Source organism: Roseibium sp. (assembly GCF_965233565.1).
In the GTDB taxonomy this organism is placed as follows: Bacteria; Pseudomonadota; Alphaproteobacteria; order Rhizobiales; family Stappiaceae; genus Roseibium.
On record NZ_OZ247494.1, the window covers coordinates 5,189,809 to 5,205,792 of the forward strand.

The following is a 15,984-nucleotide window of genomic DNA, read 5'->3' on the forward strand; positions in this document are numbered from 1 at the left end:
ACGGGGCTGCCGGGAGAAAGCTGAATGTCTGTCTGGAACGTCAGTCCCCTCATGCGCGGATTGGCGCGCGGAACGCGGAATATCTGTCTTGCTCTGGCTGTTTCTGCAGCCGGGGTCCTGGCGCTGGAAACGACAACCGGCACCGCGCATGCGGATGGGATCTATATTGGCGGCGGCGGTGTCGGCATTGCTTTCGGCACAGGCGGGTATCGCTATGGCTATCGGGGCTATCGAGGCGCGTTCTTTTTCGGGCCTGGTCTTTATGGTCCGCCCTACCGTCCCTACGGCGCTCCCTATCATTATCATCCCTACGACATGCGGGCCTATCCCTACCGGTCGCGTGTCTATGTCAACCCGCCGCGCCATTACCGCGGACAACCGCAGCGTGTTCCCTATACCAAGACCGGATTGGCGCCATTCACGCCGCAATGGGTCGCCTATTGCTCGCGGAAATTCAAGTCATTCAACCCCAATACGGGGACCTATCTGGCCTATAGCGGAAAATATCGCTTTTGCCGCTGACTTTGAAACAAAATTGCGCGTCTGGCGGTCAACCTGTTTGACCAAACAGTAAAACTGCGGAAAAAATTTCCTCTCCTTGTCAGAATTCCGCAAAAACATCGCCTTTTTGCGACCAAAGTCGAAATGTGCCGTTGGGGGATGCTTGATTGCGCGCAAAGAGCGTGGAATCTTGTGCCCCATCGTTCCATTTGCTTCAACTATAAACCCAGAGGGGAGAGCGATATGTTCAAGTCCATGCGTGTGACAGCGTTGGCGGCTGCCTTGATGGCTGCCACATCTCTTACGGCAATGGCCGAGGTGGTTTACCACCGCGGCAACACGGCTGATCCGGAAACCCTGGACCAGCACAAGACCTCCACAACCTATGAGGCGCATATCCTGCGCGATCTTTACGAAGGCCTGGTGTCCTACAGCGCCGACGGTAAGGTGATCCCGGGTGTGGCAACCGACTGGTCCGTTTCCGATGACGGTACCGTCTACACTTTCACCCTGCGCGACGACGCCAAGTGGTCCAATGGCGATCCGGTTGTTGCCGGTGATTTCGAATATTCCCTGCGCCGCATCATGACGCCGGACACAGGTGCGAAATACGCAACCGTTCTCTATCCGATCAAGAACGCCGAAAAAATCAACAAAGGCGAACTGAAGCCGGAAGATCTCGGCGTCAAGGCAGTCAATGACAAGACGCTTGAGATCACCCTCGAGCAGCCGACCCCGTATTTCATCGACCTGCTGGCGCACCAGACCGGCCTGCCGGTTCATCCGGCAACCGTTGATGCCCATGGCACCGATTTTGTGAAGCCGGAAAACATCGTCACCAATGGTGCCTACACCCTGGCCGAGTTCATCCCGAACGCGCATGTCAAGGCAACCAAGAACCCGCATTTCCATGATGCGGACAACGTCAAGATCGACACTGTGTTCTTCTATCCGACTGAAGACCGCGGTGCTGCCATGCGCCGGTTCCAGGCTGGTGAGCTGCACACCAACAACGACGCGCCGACCGAGCAGGTCGCGTTCATGCGTGAAAACCTGGGCGACCAGTTCCGCGTGGCACCGTATCTCGGCACCTATTATTACGCTCTGAACCATGAAGACGAGGCTCTGTCCAACCCGGACGTGCGCCAGGCGCTTTCCATGTCGATCGACCGCGAGTTCCTCGCTGACGAGATCTGGGCGTCCACCATGGTCGCAGGCTACTCCTTCGTGCCGCCGGGAATCGGCAACTACGGCGAGTCCGCTTTCGCAGACTACAAGGACATGTCCCAGATCGATCGCGAAGAAAAAGCGATGGAACTGCTGGAGAAGGCCGGCTACGGTCCGGACAATCCGGTCAAATTGACCATCAACTACAACACCTCGGAAAACCACAAGAACACGGCTGTTGCGATTGCCGACATGTGGGCTCCGCTCGGCGTTGAAGTGTCGATGCTCAACACCGACACCAAGACCCACTATGCCATGCTGCGTGACCGTCAGGACTTTGACGTTGCCCGCGCCGGCTGGATCGGCGACTACTCCGACCCGCAGAACTTCCTGTTCATGGTCGAGAGCGACAACACCGGCTTCAACTACGCTCGTTACGAGAACCCGGAATATGACGCGCTCATGGACGAAGCTGCTGCGACGGTCGATCTGGAAAAGCGCGCTGACATCCTGAAAAAGGCCGAAGAGATGTTCATGCGTGACCTGCCGTTCATCCCGCTGATGTACTACGGCTCCATGAACCTGGTCTCCGACAAGGTCTCCGGATTTGAGGACAACCTCCTCAATATCCATCCGACCCGTTGGATGAGCATCTCCGAGTAACCTTCAAACCACAGAGCCGGCAGGGATTTCCCTGCCGGTTTCTGCAAGGTGGCGACAAAAGACCACCGTTTGAACAACAGGGGCAAAGCCTATGCACCGCTATGTGCTCGGTCGATTGCTCGGCGCAATCCCGACCCTCTTTCTAATTGTCACGATTTCCTTCTTCCTGATCCGGATTGCTCCGGGCGGCCCGTTCGATTTGGAACGGCCTCTCGAAGCCAAGGTCATGGAAAATCTGAATAAGATTTATCACCTGGATGAACCGCTCTGGAACCAGTACCTGCTCTATCTGAAGAGCATCGCGCAGCTGGATTTCGGACCGAGTTTCTATTTCCGCGATTTCTCGATTAACGAGCTGTTCGCCCAGTCCTTGCCGATTTCGATCCAGCTTGGCTTGTCCGCGTTGTGCTTGGCGCTGGTGGTCGGGGGCATCCTCGGCATTGCCGCAGCGTTGCGCCAGAACCGTCCGGCAGACTACACGGTCATGGCCGCTGCAACGCTTGGCGTGACCATTCCGAATTTCGTCGTCGCACCGATCCTGACACTGATCCTGGGGGTCTGGCTGGGCTGGTTGCCGGTGGGCGGCTGGAACGGTGGTGCCTTTGTCAACGTGATCCTGCCTGTCGTCACTCTGGCATTGCCGCAGATCGCGGTGGTGGCCCGACTGACCCGTGGGTCGATGATCGAAGCGTTGCGCTCCAATCACGTACGCACAGCCCGGGCCTACGGTCTGACCTCCTACATGATCATCGTGGTGCATGCGCTAAGGGGCGCAATCCTGCCTGTCGTGTCCTATCTGGGCCCGGCGGCAGCAGCGCTTCTGACCGGCTCGGTCGTCATCGAGACGATCTTTGGCATTCCCGGCATCGGCCGCTATTTCGTGCAAGGAGCCCTCAACCGCGATTATACGCTCGTGATGGGCACCGTGGTCGTGGTCGCCTGTTTTGTTATCCTGTTCAACCTCGTGGTGGATCTGCTCTATGCGTTGCTCGATCCGCGCGTGCGCTACGATTGAGGAGGGCTGAACCATGACCATGACCCTTTCCACAAACGAAGCGCCCGCCAAGGGACGTTCGCTTTGGGACGATGCCCGCGACCGGCTGCTGGCCAACCGCGCAGCCGTCGCCTCCATGATCGTTCTGCTGGCGATCACCTTGCTTTCGGTATTTGGCCCGATGCTGTCACCGCATCATTTCGACACCGTCTACCGTGACTATGTGAAGGTGCCGGCAAGCTTGCAGGCCTATCCCCGTGCAGAGCAGGTCGAACCCGGCTTCGCGACGGCGGTAAAACGCGCCCGTGTGACGCTGGATAGCTTTGAGCGGGACGGCGATCAGGTAGTTGCACAGATCAGCTCCAAGAGGGAAATCGACCCGCGCACCACGCGCTATATCGACCGCAGTGATCTGTTCAAGAATGCCGAGATCAGTGATTTTTCGGCAGACAAGAAACAGGCGACGCTGCGGGCCGACATCAACTACATACACTTCTATTTCGGCACCGACGCCAACGGCCGGGACATGATGACCCGGACCTTCATTGCCGGCCGCGTGTCCCTGACCATCGGCCTGCTGGCAACCGTTGTCGCGATATCCATCGGCGTGCTCTACGGCGCAACGTCCGGCTATCTCGGCGGCCGGGTCGATCAGATGATGATGCGTGTCGTTGACGTGCTCTATTCACTTCCCTTCATCTTCTTCGTGATTATGCTGGTGGTGTTTTTCGGCCGGAACTTCATCTTGATGTTCATTGCGGTCGGCGCGGTCGAATGGCTCGATATGGCCCGTATCGTCCGCGGCCAGACACTGTCCATCAAGCGCCAGGAATATGTTCAGGCGGCCGAAGCCATGGGTGTTGCCGATGGCGGCATCGTTCGCCGGCACATCATTCCGAACACGCTCGGTCCCGTGGTGGTCTACATGACCCTCCTGGTGCCCAAGGTCATTCTCCTGGAAAGCTTCCTGTCCTTCCTGGGCCTCGGCATTCAGGAACCTATGACCAGCTGGGGCGTGCTGATCTCGGAAGGCGCCAGGAACCTTCAGGGCGCCGCCTGGATGCTGATTTTCCCGTCGATCTTCCTGACATCGACGCTGTTCGCGCTGAACTTCATCGGCGACGGACTGCGTGACGCTCTGGATCCGAAAGACCGATAGGAGGTGACCATGACACAAGACAGCAAAAAAGCGGTCCTCTCCATCAAGGATCTGATCGTCGACTTCGAGACAGCGACCGGAACGGTCAATGCGGTCCGCGGCGTGGATATCCACGTCGATGCCGGAGAAACCGTCGCAATTGTTGGCGAGAGTGGCTCCGGAAAAAGCCAGACCATGATGGCGGCCATGGGGCTCCTGGCCTCCAACGGACGCACCCAGGGGGAGGTGACCTATGAAGGTCGCAACATCCTCGGCCTGCCGATCAGTCAGCTGAACAAGGTCCGCGGCAAGAAGATCACCATGATCTTCCAGGAGCCGATGACCTCGCTCGACCCGCTCTATACCATCGGCCGTCAGCTGGCTGAGCCGATGGTTGTCCATGGCGGATTGTCCTGGAAGGCGGCCAAGGCCAAGGCGCTGGATCTGCTCAAGCTCGTCAACATTCCCGAGCCGGAGCGCAAGATCAAAGCCTATCCGTACGAGATGTCGGGTGGCCAACGCCAGCGCGTCATGATCGCCATGGCCCTTGCCAATGATCCGGACGTCCTGATCGCCGACGAACCGACGACCGCACTGGATGTCACCACACAGGCCCAGATCCTGGACCTGCTCGCGGATCTGCAGAAGCGGCTCGGCATGGCGGTGATCTTCATCACCCATGATCTTGGCATCGTCCGGCGGATCGCAGACCGTGTCTACGTGATGAAGACCGGCGAAGTGGTGGAGAGCGGCGAAACCAAGCAGATCTTCACGCAGCCGGAACATCCCTATACCAAGATGCTGCTGGATGCTGAGCCGACCGGGCACAAACCGCCGGTCCCCGAGAGTTCCCCGGTTCTGCTCGAAGCGCAGAAGGTCGAGGTCGAGTTCGAACTCGACAGCGGCTTCCTCAAACCGAAGCACATTCTGCGCGCCGTCGACGATATCAGCTTCTCACTGCGCAAGGGGCAGACACTTGGCATCGTGGGAGAAAGCGGGTCCGGAAAGTCGACCCTCGGGCGGGCGGTCCTGAACCTGCTTCCGGCCGGTGGCCGGGTAGTCTTCCAGGGGCAGCAGATCTCCGGCAAGGACCGCAATGCCATGCGGGCGCTGCGCAAGGATATGCAGCTGATCTTCCAGGATCCGTTCGGGTCGCTGAGCCCGCGCATGACCGTCGGGCAGATCATCTCCGAAGGGCTCCTGGTACATGAGCCGTTGCTTTCGGCGAAGGACCGGGATCTGCGTGCCTGCCAGGCTCTGGAGGAAGTGTCGCTCGACCCCATCATGCGTAACCGCTATCCGCACGAGTTTTCAGGCGGCCAGCGCCAGCGCATTGCTATCGCACGGACCATGGTGCTGAAACCGGAACTGGTCGTCCTTGACGAGCCGACTTCCGCGCTTGACCGCACGATCCAGAAGCAGGTGGTTGAACTCTTGCGCGATCTGCAAAAAGCGCATGACCTGACCTACCTGTTCATCTCGCATGACCTGGCGGTCGTTCGGGCGTTGTCTGACACCGTGATGGTGATGCAGCGGGGCAAGGTCGTGGAGGCAGGGTCTGCAGACGCGATCTTCGAAGCGCCCAAATGCGACTACACCAAGGAGCTGATCGGTGCGGCCATGCTGACCCAGCAGCAAATGATGGAAAGTGCCTGACGGGTGTCCCGCAGGCCAAGGACAATCGGTCTCGTCCCGGTGGCCAGGAGGCACCGGGACGTTCCTGTTTTTAGAGCGCCATCTTGGTGAAACGGACATTAAGCCGCGCACCGGCCAAGAGTATCCTCCTCCTCTTCGGTGTATTCCAAAGACGGATCGCAAGGCGGGGCTTTTGCCGTCTATCCGAGAGGCCAACTGAACTCCGTCGCTGTCTCTGATCTGTCCCATAGCCTGCTCATCACGTCCTTGTCATGGGCATAGGGTTCCAATGTGCCTTGCCCGACCGGACCAACCCATTCCATGGCACCCGTTGGGCCATAAAGAGCCCGCTGGGTCAGGCCATCTTGTGTTGCGCACATGACTTCCGGATAGGCGCCTTTTTCGGCGGATTGCACGATCGGTGTAAGCGACATGAGGCTGAACATGACCCTGGTGGCAAGGCTTCCACTGGTCTTGATGAGTGAGGTTGCGGACGCACCAGGATGGCAGACATGGACTGTCACGGACTTCTTTGTGCGCGCGATCCGGTCCTGCAGTTCGTAGGCAAACATCATCTGCGCCAGCTTGCTTTGGCTGTAGGCAGGATTGGCGCGATACCCTTCGTTCCAGTTCATGTCGTCGAACCGGATGGTCCGAAGCCCCATCTTGTAGCCGAGGCTGGCAACGACAACGATCCTGCCTTTGCAGTCGTTGATGCGGTCAAACAGCAAACCACTTAGGAGGAAATGGCCGTAGTGGTTCGTTCCAAGCTGGCTCTCAAACCCGTCCCTGGTAAGCTTGCGTGCTGGGACCTGAGCAATCGCCGCGTTGCAGATCAGCGCGTCAATCCTTGGAACGCGCGTTAAAAGCTCTGCTGCGCCATCGCGAACGCTTGCAAGATCAGCGAGATCCATGCGGACGAAATTCACCGGAACGCTTCTGCCAAACTCTCCCCTCAGCTGATCGATAGCGTTGGTCGACTTCTCTTCGCTCCGGTTGAGCATCACCACGTCAGCACCCTTGGACAGGAGAATGCGCGCGGCCTGGAAACCTGCGCCTGCATTGGCGCCAGTGATGACGTAAGTCTTTCCGGTAAGTGAGCCCAGGCGTTCCGGGGTCCAGCCCTGGGGGCCAAATTGGGTGTCTTTCATGCTCTTGCTCGTTTCTGACCTGGCGGCTGCGATGCGCATCGGGTTTCAATGCGATGGCAAATAACTCTCACAGAGGGTCAAAAACAGATGCATTCGTTGCAAATACTTGCCTGATCGTATCAATCAGTTTGTTTCGATAGCTGGCCGGACTTAAACTCCACTCATGAGCAAAACACAGATCTTGCAGATTCTCATGGACCGAGCCCGAAAAGATGGCCTGACGGAGACCGGCGTGAACGGTGTCAGGCTTTTCCGGGCCACCGCTCCCCTTCCATGCGCGCCGGCTGTCTACGAACCCAGCGTCATAGCCATCGTCAGCGGAACAAAAGAGGCTGTTCTGGATGGCGAAAGATTTGTCTATGACAACAGCCGCTACCTGTGCTGCCCCATGTCTATGCCGGTCCAGGCAGGAACACCTGCTGCATCACCGGAAGCACCTCTTTATGGCGTTTATGTTGCGTTGGATCCGCGCGTCATGACGGAAATGATCATCGACATGGAAGACGCGGGTGACAGCGTGCCGATGGCCAAAGGGGCACCGCCCGTGCAGGGGGTTCGGTTCGCGCATTGGGACGAGGCATTCTCCGACGCTTTGTTCCGTCTGCTGCGGTTGGGAGACAACCGTATCGACACCGCGATCCTCGGAAATGCGCGACTGCGCGAACTCTATTATGCGCTCTTGAAAGGTGAAGCGGGTGTTTTCGCCAGGCAAGCCTTTGGTGCTGGCAATGCGATTGCAAGATCCATTCAGCATGTGTCGTCCAATCTGGACAAACCGGTCTCGATCGATGACCTGGCAGCACGTTCGGGCATGAGCCGCGCCGCCTTTCATCGCAAGTTCAAGCAAACCACGTCGATGTCGCCAATCCAGTTCGTAAAGTCGATGCGCTTGAACAACGCTGCGATGATGATCGCGGGAGGCATGAGCGTGAGCGAGGCGGCGAGTGGCGTGGGCTATGTCAGCCCCTCACAGTTCAGCCGCGAATTCAAGCGCATGTACGGGGCGTCTCCAAGGCAATGGAGCGACACCCAGCAAGCTTCCACGGAAATGACCTGACAGACGACAAGCTCTACCTGCCTGGCGATCGGACGCATTTGCGTTGCGGAAAACCGGCAGCGTTCAACCGGGTCCTTACATCTGAAACGAGGCGTCAGTGTCCGGCAAGGCCAGCCGACTGCGCCGGCGGCGTCTCGACCTGTCCCTGCAGCTGGCCAATGTCTGTGCCGTAATAATGCGGCGCCAGAAGCACGGCGCTCGACAGGATGTGAGAGCGCAGCGCCCGCAGGCTGGTATCGGTGTCTTGTGACGCGAGCGCGTCGAAAATCTCGGTATGCGGCGTTACATTGGGCCGGCCCCATGAGGTTTCCGGCCGAGGCTTTGACAGCATGACCTGCTGGAGGATCATGAAGGTGCGCAGCAGCATCGGTTCGAGCACAGGCATCTGCGCGATTCGAAACAATCTCAGGTGCAAGGCGCGATCGATTTCCGCGCAGCCAAACACGTCTTTCCGGGCGCGGCATTCTTCAAACTGCCGATCGAGCTCGTAAAGCTCGTCCAGTTGCGACCGGCTGATCAGTTTCACTGCTTGCGCAGCGCCCGTTGCTTCAATGTCCAGACGCAACTTCAGCATCAGTTTGGCTTCGGTCAGGCTCGGGTCAGTGACGAACGTTCCCTGATAACCACGACGCACAACAAGGCCATATTCCTGCAGCGACATCAGCGCTTCGCGGATGGTGCTTTGGGAACAACCATAGTCCTGGGCAAGGGCCTGTTCGGTGATGGGGCTTTCGGACGTCATTTCGCCCGTCAGGATCTGGCGTTTCAGATCCTGGTAGACAGACTCGGACTTTCTGGCGCGCTTGCCTGCGCGCGCAGCGCCCGGGTTCTTCCTGCCCTCCGCAGCAGCTGTTGCGTTCACGTCGTTGCCCCCCCAATGGCATCGCGATCGATTGGCAACGCACATCAAGACTGCAGCCGGCGGCTTCGCCGGCTGCAGTCTTGTTCTCCTCGGTAACCGATCATACGCGTTTGCGAAGGACCGGTCGATGGGGCGTGCCAACTCTCTTCAGCCGCCTTGCCGATCTCTGCACTTGTCTGACTGGTGTCCCGACCGCAACCGCGGGGGCGTGAGAACAGGCTGTTACAGGCCGGTTTGTGTATTTGGACGACTGCGAAAAATAACAATAAATGCATTGTTCCGCCGTCATTGTGCAAATGCAATCGCTAACTTGTGGGCCTTGGTAACAAGTTCGCGAGGAGCTGCGAATGCAGGGATAAAAATGAGCTGGTTAACTATCAGGCAGCTTGTTCAAGAGCGGAAATCCAGTTCCGAAAAGCGATCTTCTCCAGAACGTCCTGAGAGAAACCGCGCGCGTCGAGCGTTTCCATCAGGCGGCCCAACCCGGTGACATCGCCGAGATCCCTCGGCAGCATGCAGCCGTCGAAATCAGACCCGAGCGCAACGCAATCCTCTCCCAGGCGGTCAATGAGATAAGCGGCATGATCCGCAATGACGGAGAGGGGCATGTCGCGGCCATAGCCTCCGTCCGGCCGCAGAAACGCGATATGAAAGTTGATGCCCACAAGACCGCCGCTTTCCTTGATGGCATCGAGCTGCTTGTCGGTCAGGTTACGGCTGCTGGCGCAGATCGCATGCACATTGGAGTGACTCGCGACAATCGGCCGGTCCGTGATCCGGGCCACGTCCCAAAAGCCTTTTTCATTCAGGTGCGAGACGTCGATGAGGATGCCGAGCTGATTACATGCCCGTACAAGGTCGCGGCCGGCGCCTGTCAGACCCGGGCCGATATCGGGCGAGGCGGGATGAGCCATCGGCACGCCGTAGCCAAAGGCATTCTCGCGGCTCCAGACCGGACCGAGCGACCTGAGACCGCGGCGGTAAAGGTCTTCAAGGGCATAAAAACTCGTGTCGATGGCTTCGGCCCCCTCGATATGGAGGCTGACAGCCATCTGACCAGCTTCGATCGCCATGCGGTTTTCTTCAGCCGTCCGGCAGATGACAACGCTTCCCTCTGAAGCCGCTTCGATCCGCTCGGCGCGTTCGATCAGCCGGTTGGTAAAATCAAGAGCTTCTGTCTGGGCCACCGGCTCATAGTTCGACGGATCCTTGGGGTCAAAAGGCTTGGAAAAATCCTGGTCGGGCTTCGAAGGCACGAACATTGCGAACAAGCCGCCGGCAAATCCGGCTTCGTCGGCCCGGACCTTGTCGATGTGACCGCTGTCCAGGCGATCGAAGAAACTGATGTCCCGGCCTTTCATGGCCTCGATCTCGAGCTTCAGGAGCGTGTCGTTGTGGCCGTCGAAAATGGGAAAGGGAGATTTGATTGCAGTGTCTGTCACGGATGGGCCTTGAAAACTGGGTGGCGTCGGAGCCGGAGGTGTCTGGTAATTTAGACACTCGTCGGGAGAATGTAAGGCGCCATAGATAATGTGACTTGAAACTGTTGGAAAGCTGGCTCAAGAAGAAGCCTGAATTTTCGCAGGTCCCACGAGAGATGCCATGACGCGTAGCCAACCGCAGACCGAAACTGACGCCGAGTTCGAGAGCCGATTGCCCAGCCGCCGCGGTTTCCTGACCGGCGGGCTCGCTCTTGGAGCATTGACCCTGGCTGGTTGTCAGACGGCCGACCTGGTGGGCCTGCCGGATCAGCCGGCATTGCCGGATGAAGAATTTGACTATGCCGCCGCCTATGCTGCGTTGCCGGATGGCGATTTCACCTGGCCGGCCATCAACTACAAGAAATTCGACCAGAAGTACTGGCGTCAGGTGGTGGACTACAAGACCCGCGAACGTCCCGGTACCGTTATCGTCGACCCCTACAATAACTTCCTCTATTGGACGCTCGGTGGCGGCAAGGCACTGCGGTATGGCATTGGCGTCGGTCGTGCCGGCTTTGCCTGGTCCGGTGAAGCGCTGATCCGGGTCAAGCGTCCGCATCCGATCTGGCGCCCTCCACGGGAGATGATTGCGCGCAAGCCCTCTCTTGAACGCTACTGGGAAAAGGGATTTCCCCCGGGGCTGCGTAACCCGCTCGGCGCGCGGGCCATGGATTTGTGGCAGGGAGCGACAGACACGCTCTACCGCATTCACGGGACCAATCAGCCGAATTCCATCGGCAAAAGCGTCTCCTCCGGCTGTATTCGCATGTGGCAGCAGGATGTGATCGATCTCTTTAACCGGGTTCCGCTCAGAACCAAGGTCGTGGTCCTTCAAAAGGATCCGAATGCGGAAGCCTGATGGCATTGCCTTTTTGCACCCTTGCTGCTCACACTGGTTGAGTTGCAAGGGCACATCTTTACGTGTGCGGCAAAAGGGAGAATTCCATGTCCAGAATACCGGTGCCGGAAGACGACGAACTGGACGCACGCACACGTGCGTTCATCAAGGATCTGCCGGATCTCAACATGGTGCGCATGTTGGCGCGAACCGGCATTGCACCGGAAATCTACCAAAGCGTTTCCGCACTCTTCAAGGAAGACTGGTTCCCGGCACTGGATCGGGAAATCATGCTGTTCCGCACGGCTTATACGAACGGTTCACCCTACGAAATCGGCTTCCACAAGGCGGTCTATTCTTTCCCGGACGGACTGGTGGAGGCGGTTCTCTCGCAATCTCTGGACGGGCTCGACCCCTGGCATCGGCGACTTTGCGAAATGTGCGACGAACTGGCCCTGAAAACAGAATTGTCGCCACAATCCGTCGCCGATCTTGTGGCGCATTACGGTGACTACAATCATGCGACGCGCGCGATTTTCCTGATGTCCTGGTTCAACATGCTGTCGCGATTTGCCGACAGCACCGGCGTGCCGCCGGAAACGGAAGAACAACTTGCCGGCGTGAAAAGCCCCACCAGTTAAGGTTACAGTTTTAAAGGCTGTGAGCCAGGGCGACGTCGTGGAAGACGGCCGTGAAGTGGCAGACAGCTGCCGCCAGCACAAAGGCGTGCCAGATGGCATTCTGGAAGGGAAGGCGTTTCCAGGCATAGAACACCGTGCCGACCGTATAGAGCAGACCGCCGGCCAGGATCATGTAGAAACCGAAGGTGGAAGCATTTTCGATCAGCGGATTGACTGCGAACACGACAATCCAGCCGAGACCGAGATAGATCGGGACAGTCAGTTTTTCCAGGCCCTGCAGATGCAGCAACTTGACGATGGCCCCGGTCAGTGCGCCGGTCCACACAACCGCAAGCAGAATGCCTCCGGTCCAGCCACCGATGATCATGGCGGCCAGTGGTGTGTAGGTGCCTGCGATCAACAGGAAGATCGCCGCATGGTCGAGACGGCGCAAGATCCCGGTTTTGTAGTCGCGGGCAAACATGTTGTACAGCGCGGAACAGATCAGCATGGCCATCAGGCAGGCCGCATAGATCATCACGGTGACCTGTCGGGCCGCGTCACCCGTGTCCCACAGGGTCACTGCCAGAACGATGGTTGCCGTCAGACCCAGGCAAATGCCGATGACGTGAATGGCGCCATCTGCAACAAATTCAGCGAAAGTCAGCGGTCTGTTGGTCGACATGAGTGATCCTTGCGTGTCTGCTGCGCTGGTCGAAGCCTGAGGGGCAAAGTTTCAACCGAGCGTGGTCGAATTTGGGCAAAGCAATACACGGCCATGTCTCAGCATGAAGGCAAAGGTTTAGGAAAGTGTAATGGCGTTTGATTGCCGTTGCGGCACTTGCTCAAATTCCAGAGACTTGCTTTAAATTTAAGCATCTCCTGCCTGCCAGTCCGGATATTCAATCATGAGCAATCATCTTTTTGACGCCCTGACCGCCTTCATTCCCGACAGGGACAAGACCTTTCTGGAACTGGCGGGCGGTGTAACCCTGAGTTATCGCGACATGTTTGCCCGTTCGGCGCAATATGCCGGAGCCCTGCTCAAGCTTGGCGTGAAACCCGGCGATCGGGTGGCGGTGCAGGTGGAAAAGACCCCGGAAGCGTTGATGATCTATCTGGGCACGATCCGCGCCGGCGGTGTCTTTCTGCCGTTGAACACGGCCTATACACCATCAGAGATCGCTTACTTTGTCGGAGATGCAGAGCCGGCTGTCTTCGTCTGCGACCCGGCAAAGGCGGATGCGCTGGCGGGAACGGCGCAAAAGGCGGGCGCTAAACTACAGACCCTTGATGCGGGCGGCGAGGGCAGCCTCCGGCAACTGGCAGACGAAATGCCGACCGACTTCGACAACAGGCCCCGGCAAGACGATGATCTTGCGGCCATCCTCTATACCTCGGGCACGACGGGTCGATCCAAAGGGGCGATGCTCAGCCACGATAATCTGGCGTCCAACTCCGCAACGATGGTCAAGGTCTGGCGCTTTACCGAGGATGACGTTCTACTGCACGCCCTGCCGATCTTTCACACGCACGGTTTGTTTGTTGCGACCAACTGCCTGATGATGGCCGGCGGTGCCATGCAATTCCTGCCGAAATTCGATCTGGATCAGGTCCTGGCAATGCTGCCGAAGGCAACGGCCATGATGGGCGTGCCGACCTTCTACACGCGCCTTCTCGGTTCGGACCTGTTCACGAAAGATCTTGTCGGCCACATGCGGGTGTTCATTTCAGGATCAGCGCCCCTTTCCGCTGAAGTTCACAAGGAGTTCTCGGCTCGCACCGGACATGCCATCCTGGAGCGCTACGGCATGACCGAAACCAACATGAACACGTCAAACCCCTATGACGGCGAGCGGCGCCCGGGCACCGTCGGCTTCCCTTTGCCCGGTGTCGGGCTGCGCATCGTTGACCAGAAAACCGGCCGGGAATTGCCGGCTGGTGATGTCGGCATCATGGAGGTCAAGGGGCCAAACGTCTTTCAGGGCTATTGGCGCATGCCGGAGAAAACCGCACAGGAGTTCCGGGCCGACGGTTATTTCATCACTGGCGATATGGGACGGCTGGACGAGGACGGTTATGTGTCCATTGTCGGCCGGTCGAAGGATCTGATCATCTCCGGCGGTTTCAATGTCTATCCGGCCGAGGTCGAGGCTCTGCTGGATGAACTGCCGGGCGTTGCCGAAAGCGCAGTGATCGGTGTGCCGCATCCTGATTTCGGTGAGGCGGTGGTTGCCGTCTTGGCGCCCAAGAACGGGGCAAGCCTCGACCAGGACGCCATTCTGACCGCATTGGGTGGAACGCTCGCCAGGTTCAAGCAGCCGAAAAAGGTTCACGTCCTGGAAGCACTTCCACGCAATGCCATGGGCAAGATCCAGAAAAATGCGCTCCGGGACCAGTATGAAAGCGATTTTGCCTGACTGCAGAGCGGAAAGGCGCGTCGTGGAGACCACCCACAACTGGTCTCAAGCTGGCGCATCCTTGTCAAAGGCGGTGGCGCCATAGGCGCAGCATGCGAGTATCATCGCACCCATCACCCAGAAGATGAGGCTGAAACCTTCGCCCATGGCCAGAAGCACGCTGCCCATGGTGACCCCCAAGGTTCCGCCGACCAGCCTTGCGGTGATGACCAGTCCGCTGACTTCGCCCTGTTTGTCCTTGGGAACAGCGTTTGCCGTGATGCGGCCCGTCGGGATCATCGCAAAGGGCAGGGCCACGCCCCAGATCAGGAGGGCCGGGGCAAGAGCCCAATAGTTTTCCAAAAGCATCAGGCCGCCGATCGCGATATTGACGGTCCCCAGGACGGCGAGCGAGATGAGAACCGGATTGCGGGAACCGTGCTTGTCGGCAAATTTGCCCGCGGGCGAGGCCACAAACGGAAACGGAAAGACCGCAATCACCGTTGCGATACCGGCCCAAAGTGCCGTGTATTTCATATCCAGCTGCAGGAAATGCGGAACGAAGATCGCAACCGTGATCTTGCTCATCTGGGTCAGCAGAATAACCAGGGCGCTGGCATGAAAGGGCTTCAGCCGAAACAAGCGGACATCGATCAGCGGTTTCGCCTGGCGGGCTTCATAAGAGATGAATACGGCCACTCCGATCACACCGGCGACAAGGCTTCCGATGATCGCCGGTTTCGTCCAGCCGAAATCGGGTCCTTCCATCAGGCCGAAAATCAGACCGGTGAGCCCGATCAGCAGCAAGACTAGACCGATACGGTCGATGACAGGCTTCGGCCGCGGCACCTCCGGGTTGCGCCAGAGAATACAGGCAAGTGCGCTACCGGCAATGACGATCGGAATGTTGATCCAGAACACCCATCGCCAGGACAGGAAGTCGGTGAGGATGCCGCCAAGCAGTGGTCCGGCCGCCAGGAAAATCGTGGCCATACCGGCCAGAATGCCGATGGCCCGTCCACGTTCGTTCTCGTCAAAGGTCAGGGTCGCGGCTGCCAGCGTCATCGGGAACATGATGGCGGCGCACAGGCCCTGGACGACCCGCATGGTGATCAGCATGGCAACACCATCCGCGAACCCGGCCAGCAGACTGGCGAGAGCAAAAATCACGCAGCTGACGATCAGGGCCGGACGCAAGCCAAAAAGATCGATCGCCTTGCCGCCAATGGCGGCGAAACAGGTGAAGGCGAGCATGTAGGAATTGATGATCCAGTGGGCGGTGGTCGGTGATATTCCGAGTTCTGTTCGAATGGCTGGGAGAGACACGCCGAGAATCGTTTCGTCCAGCATGACAAGGCCGCCAAGACCGCCCATGGCCAGAACAAGTCCGCGTTTGCGTTCCTTGTCAGACAGTCCCGCCATGTGTGTCTCCCCCACGAACTCAGATCCCTGCCGGCAGCTTAGGCCAGATTGAAGGT

At 58.5% G+C, this 15,984-nt stretch carries 14 protein-coding genes; 9 read left to right on the top strand and 5 right to left on the bottom strand.

The genetic code is table 11. The features are described from left to right. The first annotated feature begins 24 nt into the window (after positions 1–24). From ACO6TG_RS23615 to ACO6TG_RS23635, 5 genes are all read left to right on the top strand, one after another. On the top strand, positions 25–522 hold the full coding sequence (locus ACO6TG_RS23615; protein WP_422375432.1) for a BA14K family protein: 498 nt from the start codon (positions 25–27) through the stop codon (positions 520–522). A gap of 222 nt (positions 523–744) precedes the next feature. Beyond that, positions 745–2,331, top strand: a complete 1,587-nt coding sequence (locus tag ACO6TG_RS23620; protein ID WP_422375433.1) for a peptide ABC transporter substrate-binding protein — start codon at positions 745–747, stop codon at positions 2,329–2,331. Positions 2,332–2,422: 91 nt separating this feature from the next. Continuing rightward, on the top strand, positions 2,423–3,346 hold the full coding sequence (gene oppB, locus ACO6TG_RS23625) for an oligopeptide ABC transporter permease OppB (RefSeq protein ID WP_422375434.1): 924 nt from the start codon (positions 2,423–2,425) through the stop codon (positions 3,344–3,346). A gap of 13 nt (positions 3,347–3,359) precedes the next feature. Next, entirely contained in the window at positions 3,360–4,484 is a 1,125-nt protein-coding gene (locus tag ACO6TG_RS23630; protein WP_422375435.1) for an ABC transporter permease subunit, read from the top strand. Between the two features lie 9 nt (positions 4,485–4,493). After that, positions 4,494–6,119 (top strand): ABC transporter ATP-binding protein, encoded by a 1,626-nt coding sequence (locus ACO6TG_RS23635; protein WP_422375436.1) that lies wholly within the window; start codon positions 4,494–4,496, stop codon positions 6,117–6,119. Between the two features lie 179 nt (positions 6,120–6,298). On the opposite strand, the gene ACO6TG_RS23640 is transcribed toward ACO6TG_RS23635, so the two are convergent. Further along, complete coding sequence (locus ACO6TG_RS23640; RefSeq protein WP_422375437.1) at positions 6,299–7,249, bottom strand: SDR family oxidoreductase; 951 nt, start codon at positions 7,247–7,249, stop codon at positions 6,299–6,301. Between the two features lie 193 nt (positions 7,250–7,442). Here ACO6TG_RS23640 and ACO6TG_RS23645 point away from each other — a divergent pair, with 193 nt between their 5' ends. After that, a complete protein-coding gene (locus ACO6TG_RS23645) occupies positions 7,443–8,306 on the top strand; it encodes an AraC family transcriptional regulator (protein ID WP_422375438.1) in 864 nt (287 codons plus the stop codon). A 94-nt stretch (positions 8,307–8,400) separates the two neighbouring features. On the opposite strand, the gene ACO6TG_RS23650 is transcribed toward ACO6TG_RS23645, so the two are convergent. Both ACO6TG_RS23650 and ACO6TG_RS23655 read right to left on the bottom strand, forming a co-directional pair. Beyond that, entirely contained in the window at positions 8,401–9,168 is a 768-nt protein-coding gene (locus ACO6TG_RS23650) for a GntR family transcriptional regulator (protein ID WP_422375439.1), read from the bottom strand. 377 nt (positions 9,169–9,545) lie between these two features. After that, on the bottom strand, positions 9,546–10,610 hold the full coding sequence (locus ACO6TG_RS23655) for a dipeptidase (RefSeq protein WP_422375440.1): 1,065 nt from the start codon (positions 10,608–10,610) through the stop codon (positions 9,546–9,548). A gap of 160 nt (positions 10,611–10,770) precedes the next feature. On the opposite strand from ACO6TG_RS23655, the gene ACO6TG_RS23660 reads away from it, so the two are divergent. Further along, a complete protein-coding gene (locus ACO6TG_RS23660; RefSeq protein WP_422375441.1) occupies positions 10,771–11,508 on the top strand; it encodes a L,D-transpeptidase in 738 nt (245 codons plus the stop codon). A gap of 86 nt (positions 11,509–11,594) precedes the next feature. After that, positions 11,595–12,128 carry a hypothetical protein gene (locus ACO6TG_RS23665; RefSeq protein ID WP_422375442.1) on the top strand — a complete coding sequence of 178 codons (534 nt, stop codon included), beginning with the start codon at positions 11,595–11,597 and terminating at the stop codon, positions 12,126–12,128. A gap of 10 nt (positions 12,129–12,138) precedes the next feature. Here the strand turns inward: ACO6TG_RS23665 and trhA are convergent, their stop codons facing one another. Further along, positions 12,139–12,792, bottom strand: coding sequence for a PAQR family membrane homeostasis protein TrhA (gene trhA / locus ACO6TG_RS23670; protein ID WP_422375443.1), 654 nt, complete (start codon positions 12,790–12,792; stop codon positions 12,139–12,141). 223 nt (positions 12,793–13,015) lie between these two features. Between trhA and ACO6TG_RS23675 the strand changes: the two genes are divergently transcribed. Beyond that, on the top strand, positions 13,016–14,527 hold the full coding sequence (locus ACO6TG_RS23675) for a malonate--CoA ligase (RefSeq protein ID WP_422375444.1): 1,512 nt from the start codon (positions 13,016–13,018) through the stop codon (positions 14,525–14,527). Positions 14,528–14,572: 45 nt separating this feature from the next. Here ACO6TG_RS23675 and ACO6TG_RS23680 read toward each other — a convergent pair whose 3' ends face one another. Further along, positions 14,573–15,928, bottom strand: coding sequence for an MFS transporter (locus tag ACO6TG_RS23680; protein ID WP_422375445.1), 1,356 nt, complete (start codon positions 15,926–15,928; stop codon positions 14,573–14,575). Positions 15,929–15,984: the final 56 nt, after the last annotated feature.

What these genes read in the sequence shown, in the direction of transcription:
- ACO6TG_RS23615 (WP_422375432.1), top strand. Translation starts at nt 25, where the DNA reads ATGTCTGTCTGGAACGTCAGTCCCCTCATGCGCGGATTGGCGCGCGGA.
- ACO6TG_RS23620 (WP_422375433.1), top strand. Translation starts at nt 745, where the DNA reads ATGTTCAAGTCCATGCGTGTGACAGCGTTGGCGGCTGCCTTGATGGCT.
- oppB (WP_422375434.1), top strand. Translation starts at nt 2,423, where the DNA reads ATGCACCGCTATGTGCTCGGTCGATTGCTCGGCGCAATCCCGACCCTC.
- ACO6TG_RS23630 (WP_422375435.1), top strand. Translation starts at nt 3,360, where the DNA reads ATGACCATGACCCTTTCCACAAACGAAGCGCCCGCCAAGGGACGTTCG.
- ACO6TG_RS23635 (WP_422375436.1), top strand. Translation starts at nt 4,494, where the DNA reads ATGACACAAGACAGCAAAAAAGCGGTCCTCTCCATCAAGGATCTGATC.
- ACO6TG_RS23640 (WP_422375437.1), bottom strand. Translation starts at nt 7,249, where the DNA reads ATGAAAGACACCCAATTTGGCCCCCAGGGCTGGACCCCGGAACGCCTG.
- ACO6TG_RS23645 (WP_422375438.1), top strand. Translation starts at nt 7,443, where the DNA reads ATGGACCGAGCCCGAAAAGATGGCCTGACGGAGACCGGCGTGAACGGT.
- ACO6TG_RS23660 (WP_422375441.1), top strand. Translation starts at nt 10,771, where the DNA reads ATGACGCGTAGCCAACCGCAGACCGAAACTGACGCCGAGTTCGAGAGC.
- ACO6TG_RS23665 (WP_422375442.1), top strand. Translation starts at nt 11,595, where the DNA reads ATGTCCAGAATACCGGTGCCGGAAGACGACGAACTGGACGCACGCACA.
- trhA (WP_422375443.1), bottom strand. Translation starts at nt 12,792, where the DNA reads ATGTCGACCAACAGACCGCTGACTTTCGCTGAATTTGTTGCAGATGGC.
- ACO6TG_RS23675 (WP_422375444.1), top strand. Translation starts at nt 13,016, where the DNA reads ATGAGCAATCATCTTTTTGACGCCCTGACCGCCTTCATTCCCGACAGG.
- ACO6TG_RS23680 (WP_422375445.1), bottom strand. Translation starts at nt 15,928, where the DNA reads ATGGCGGGACTGTCTGACAAGGAACGCAAACGCGGACTTGTTCTGGCC.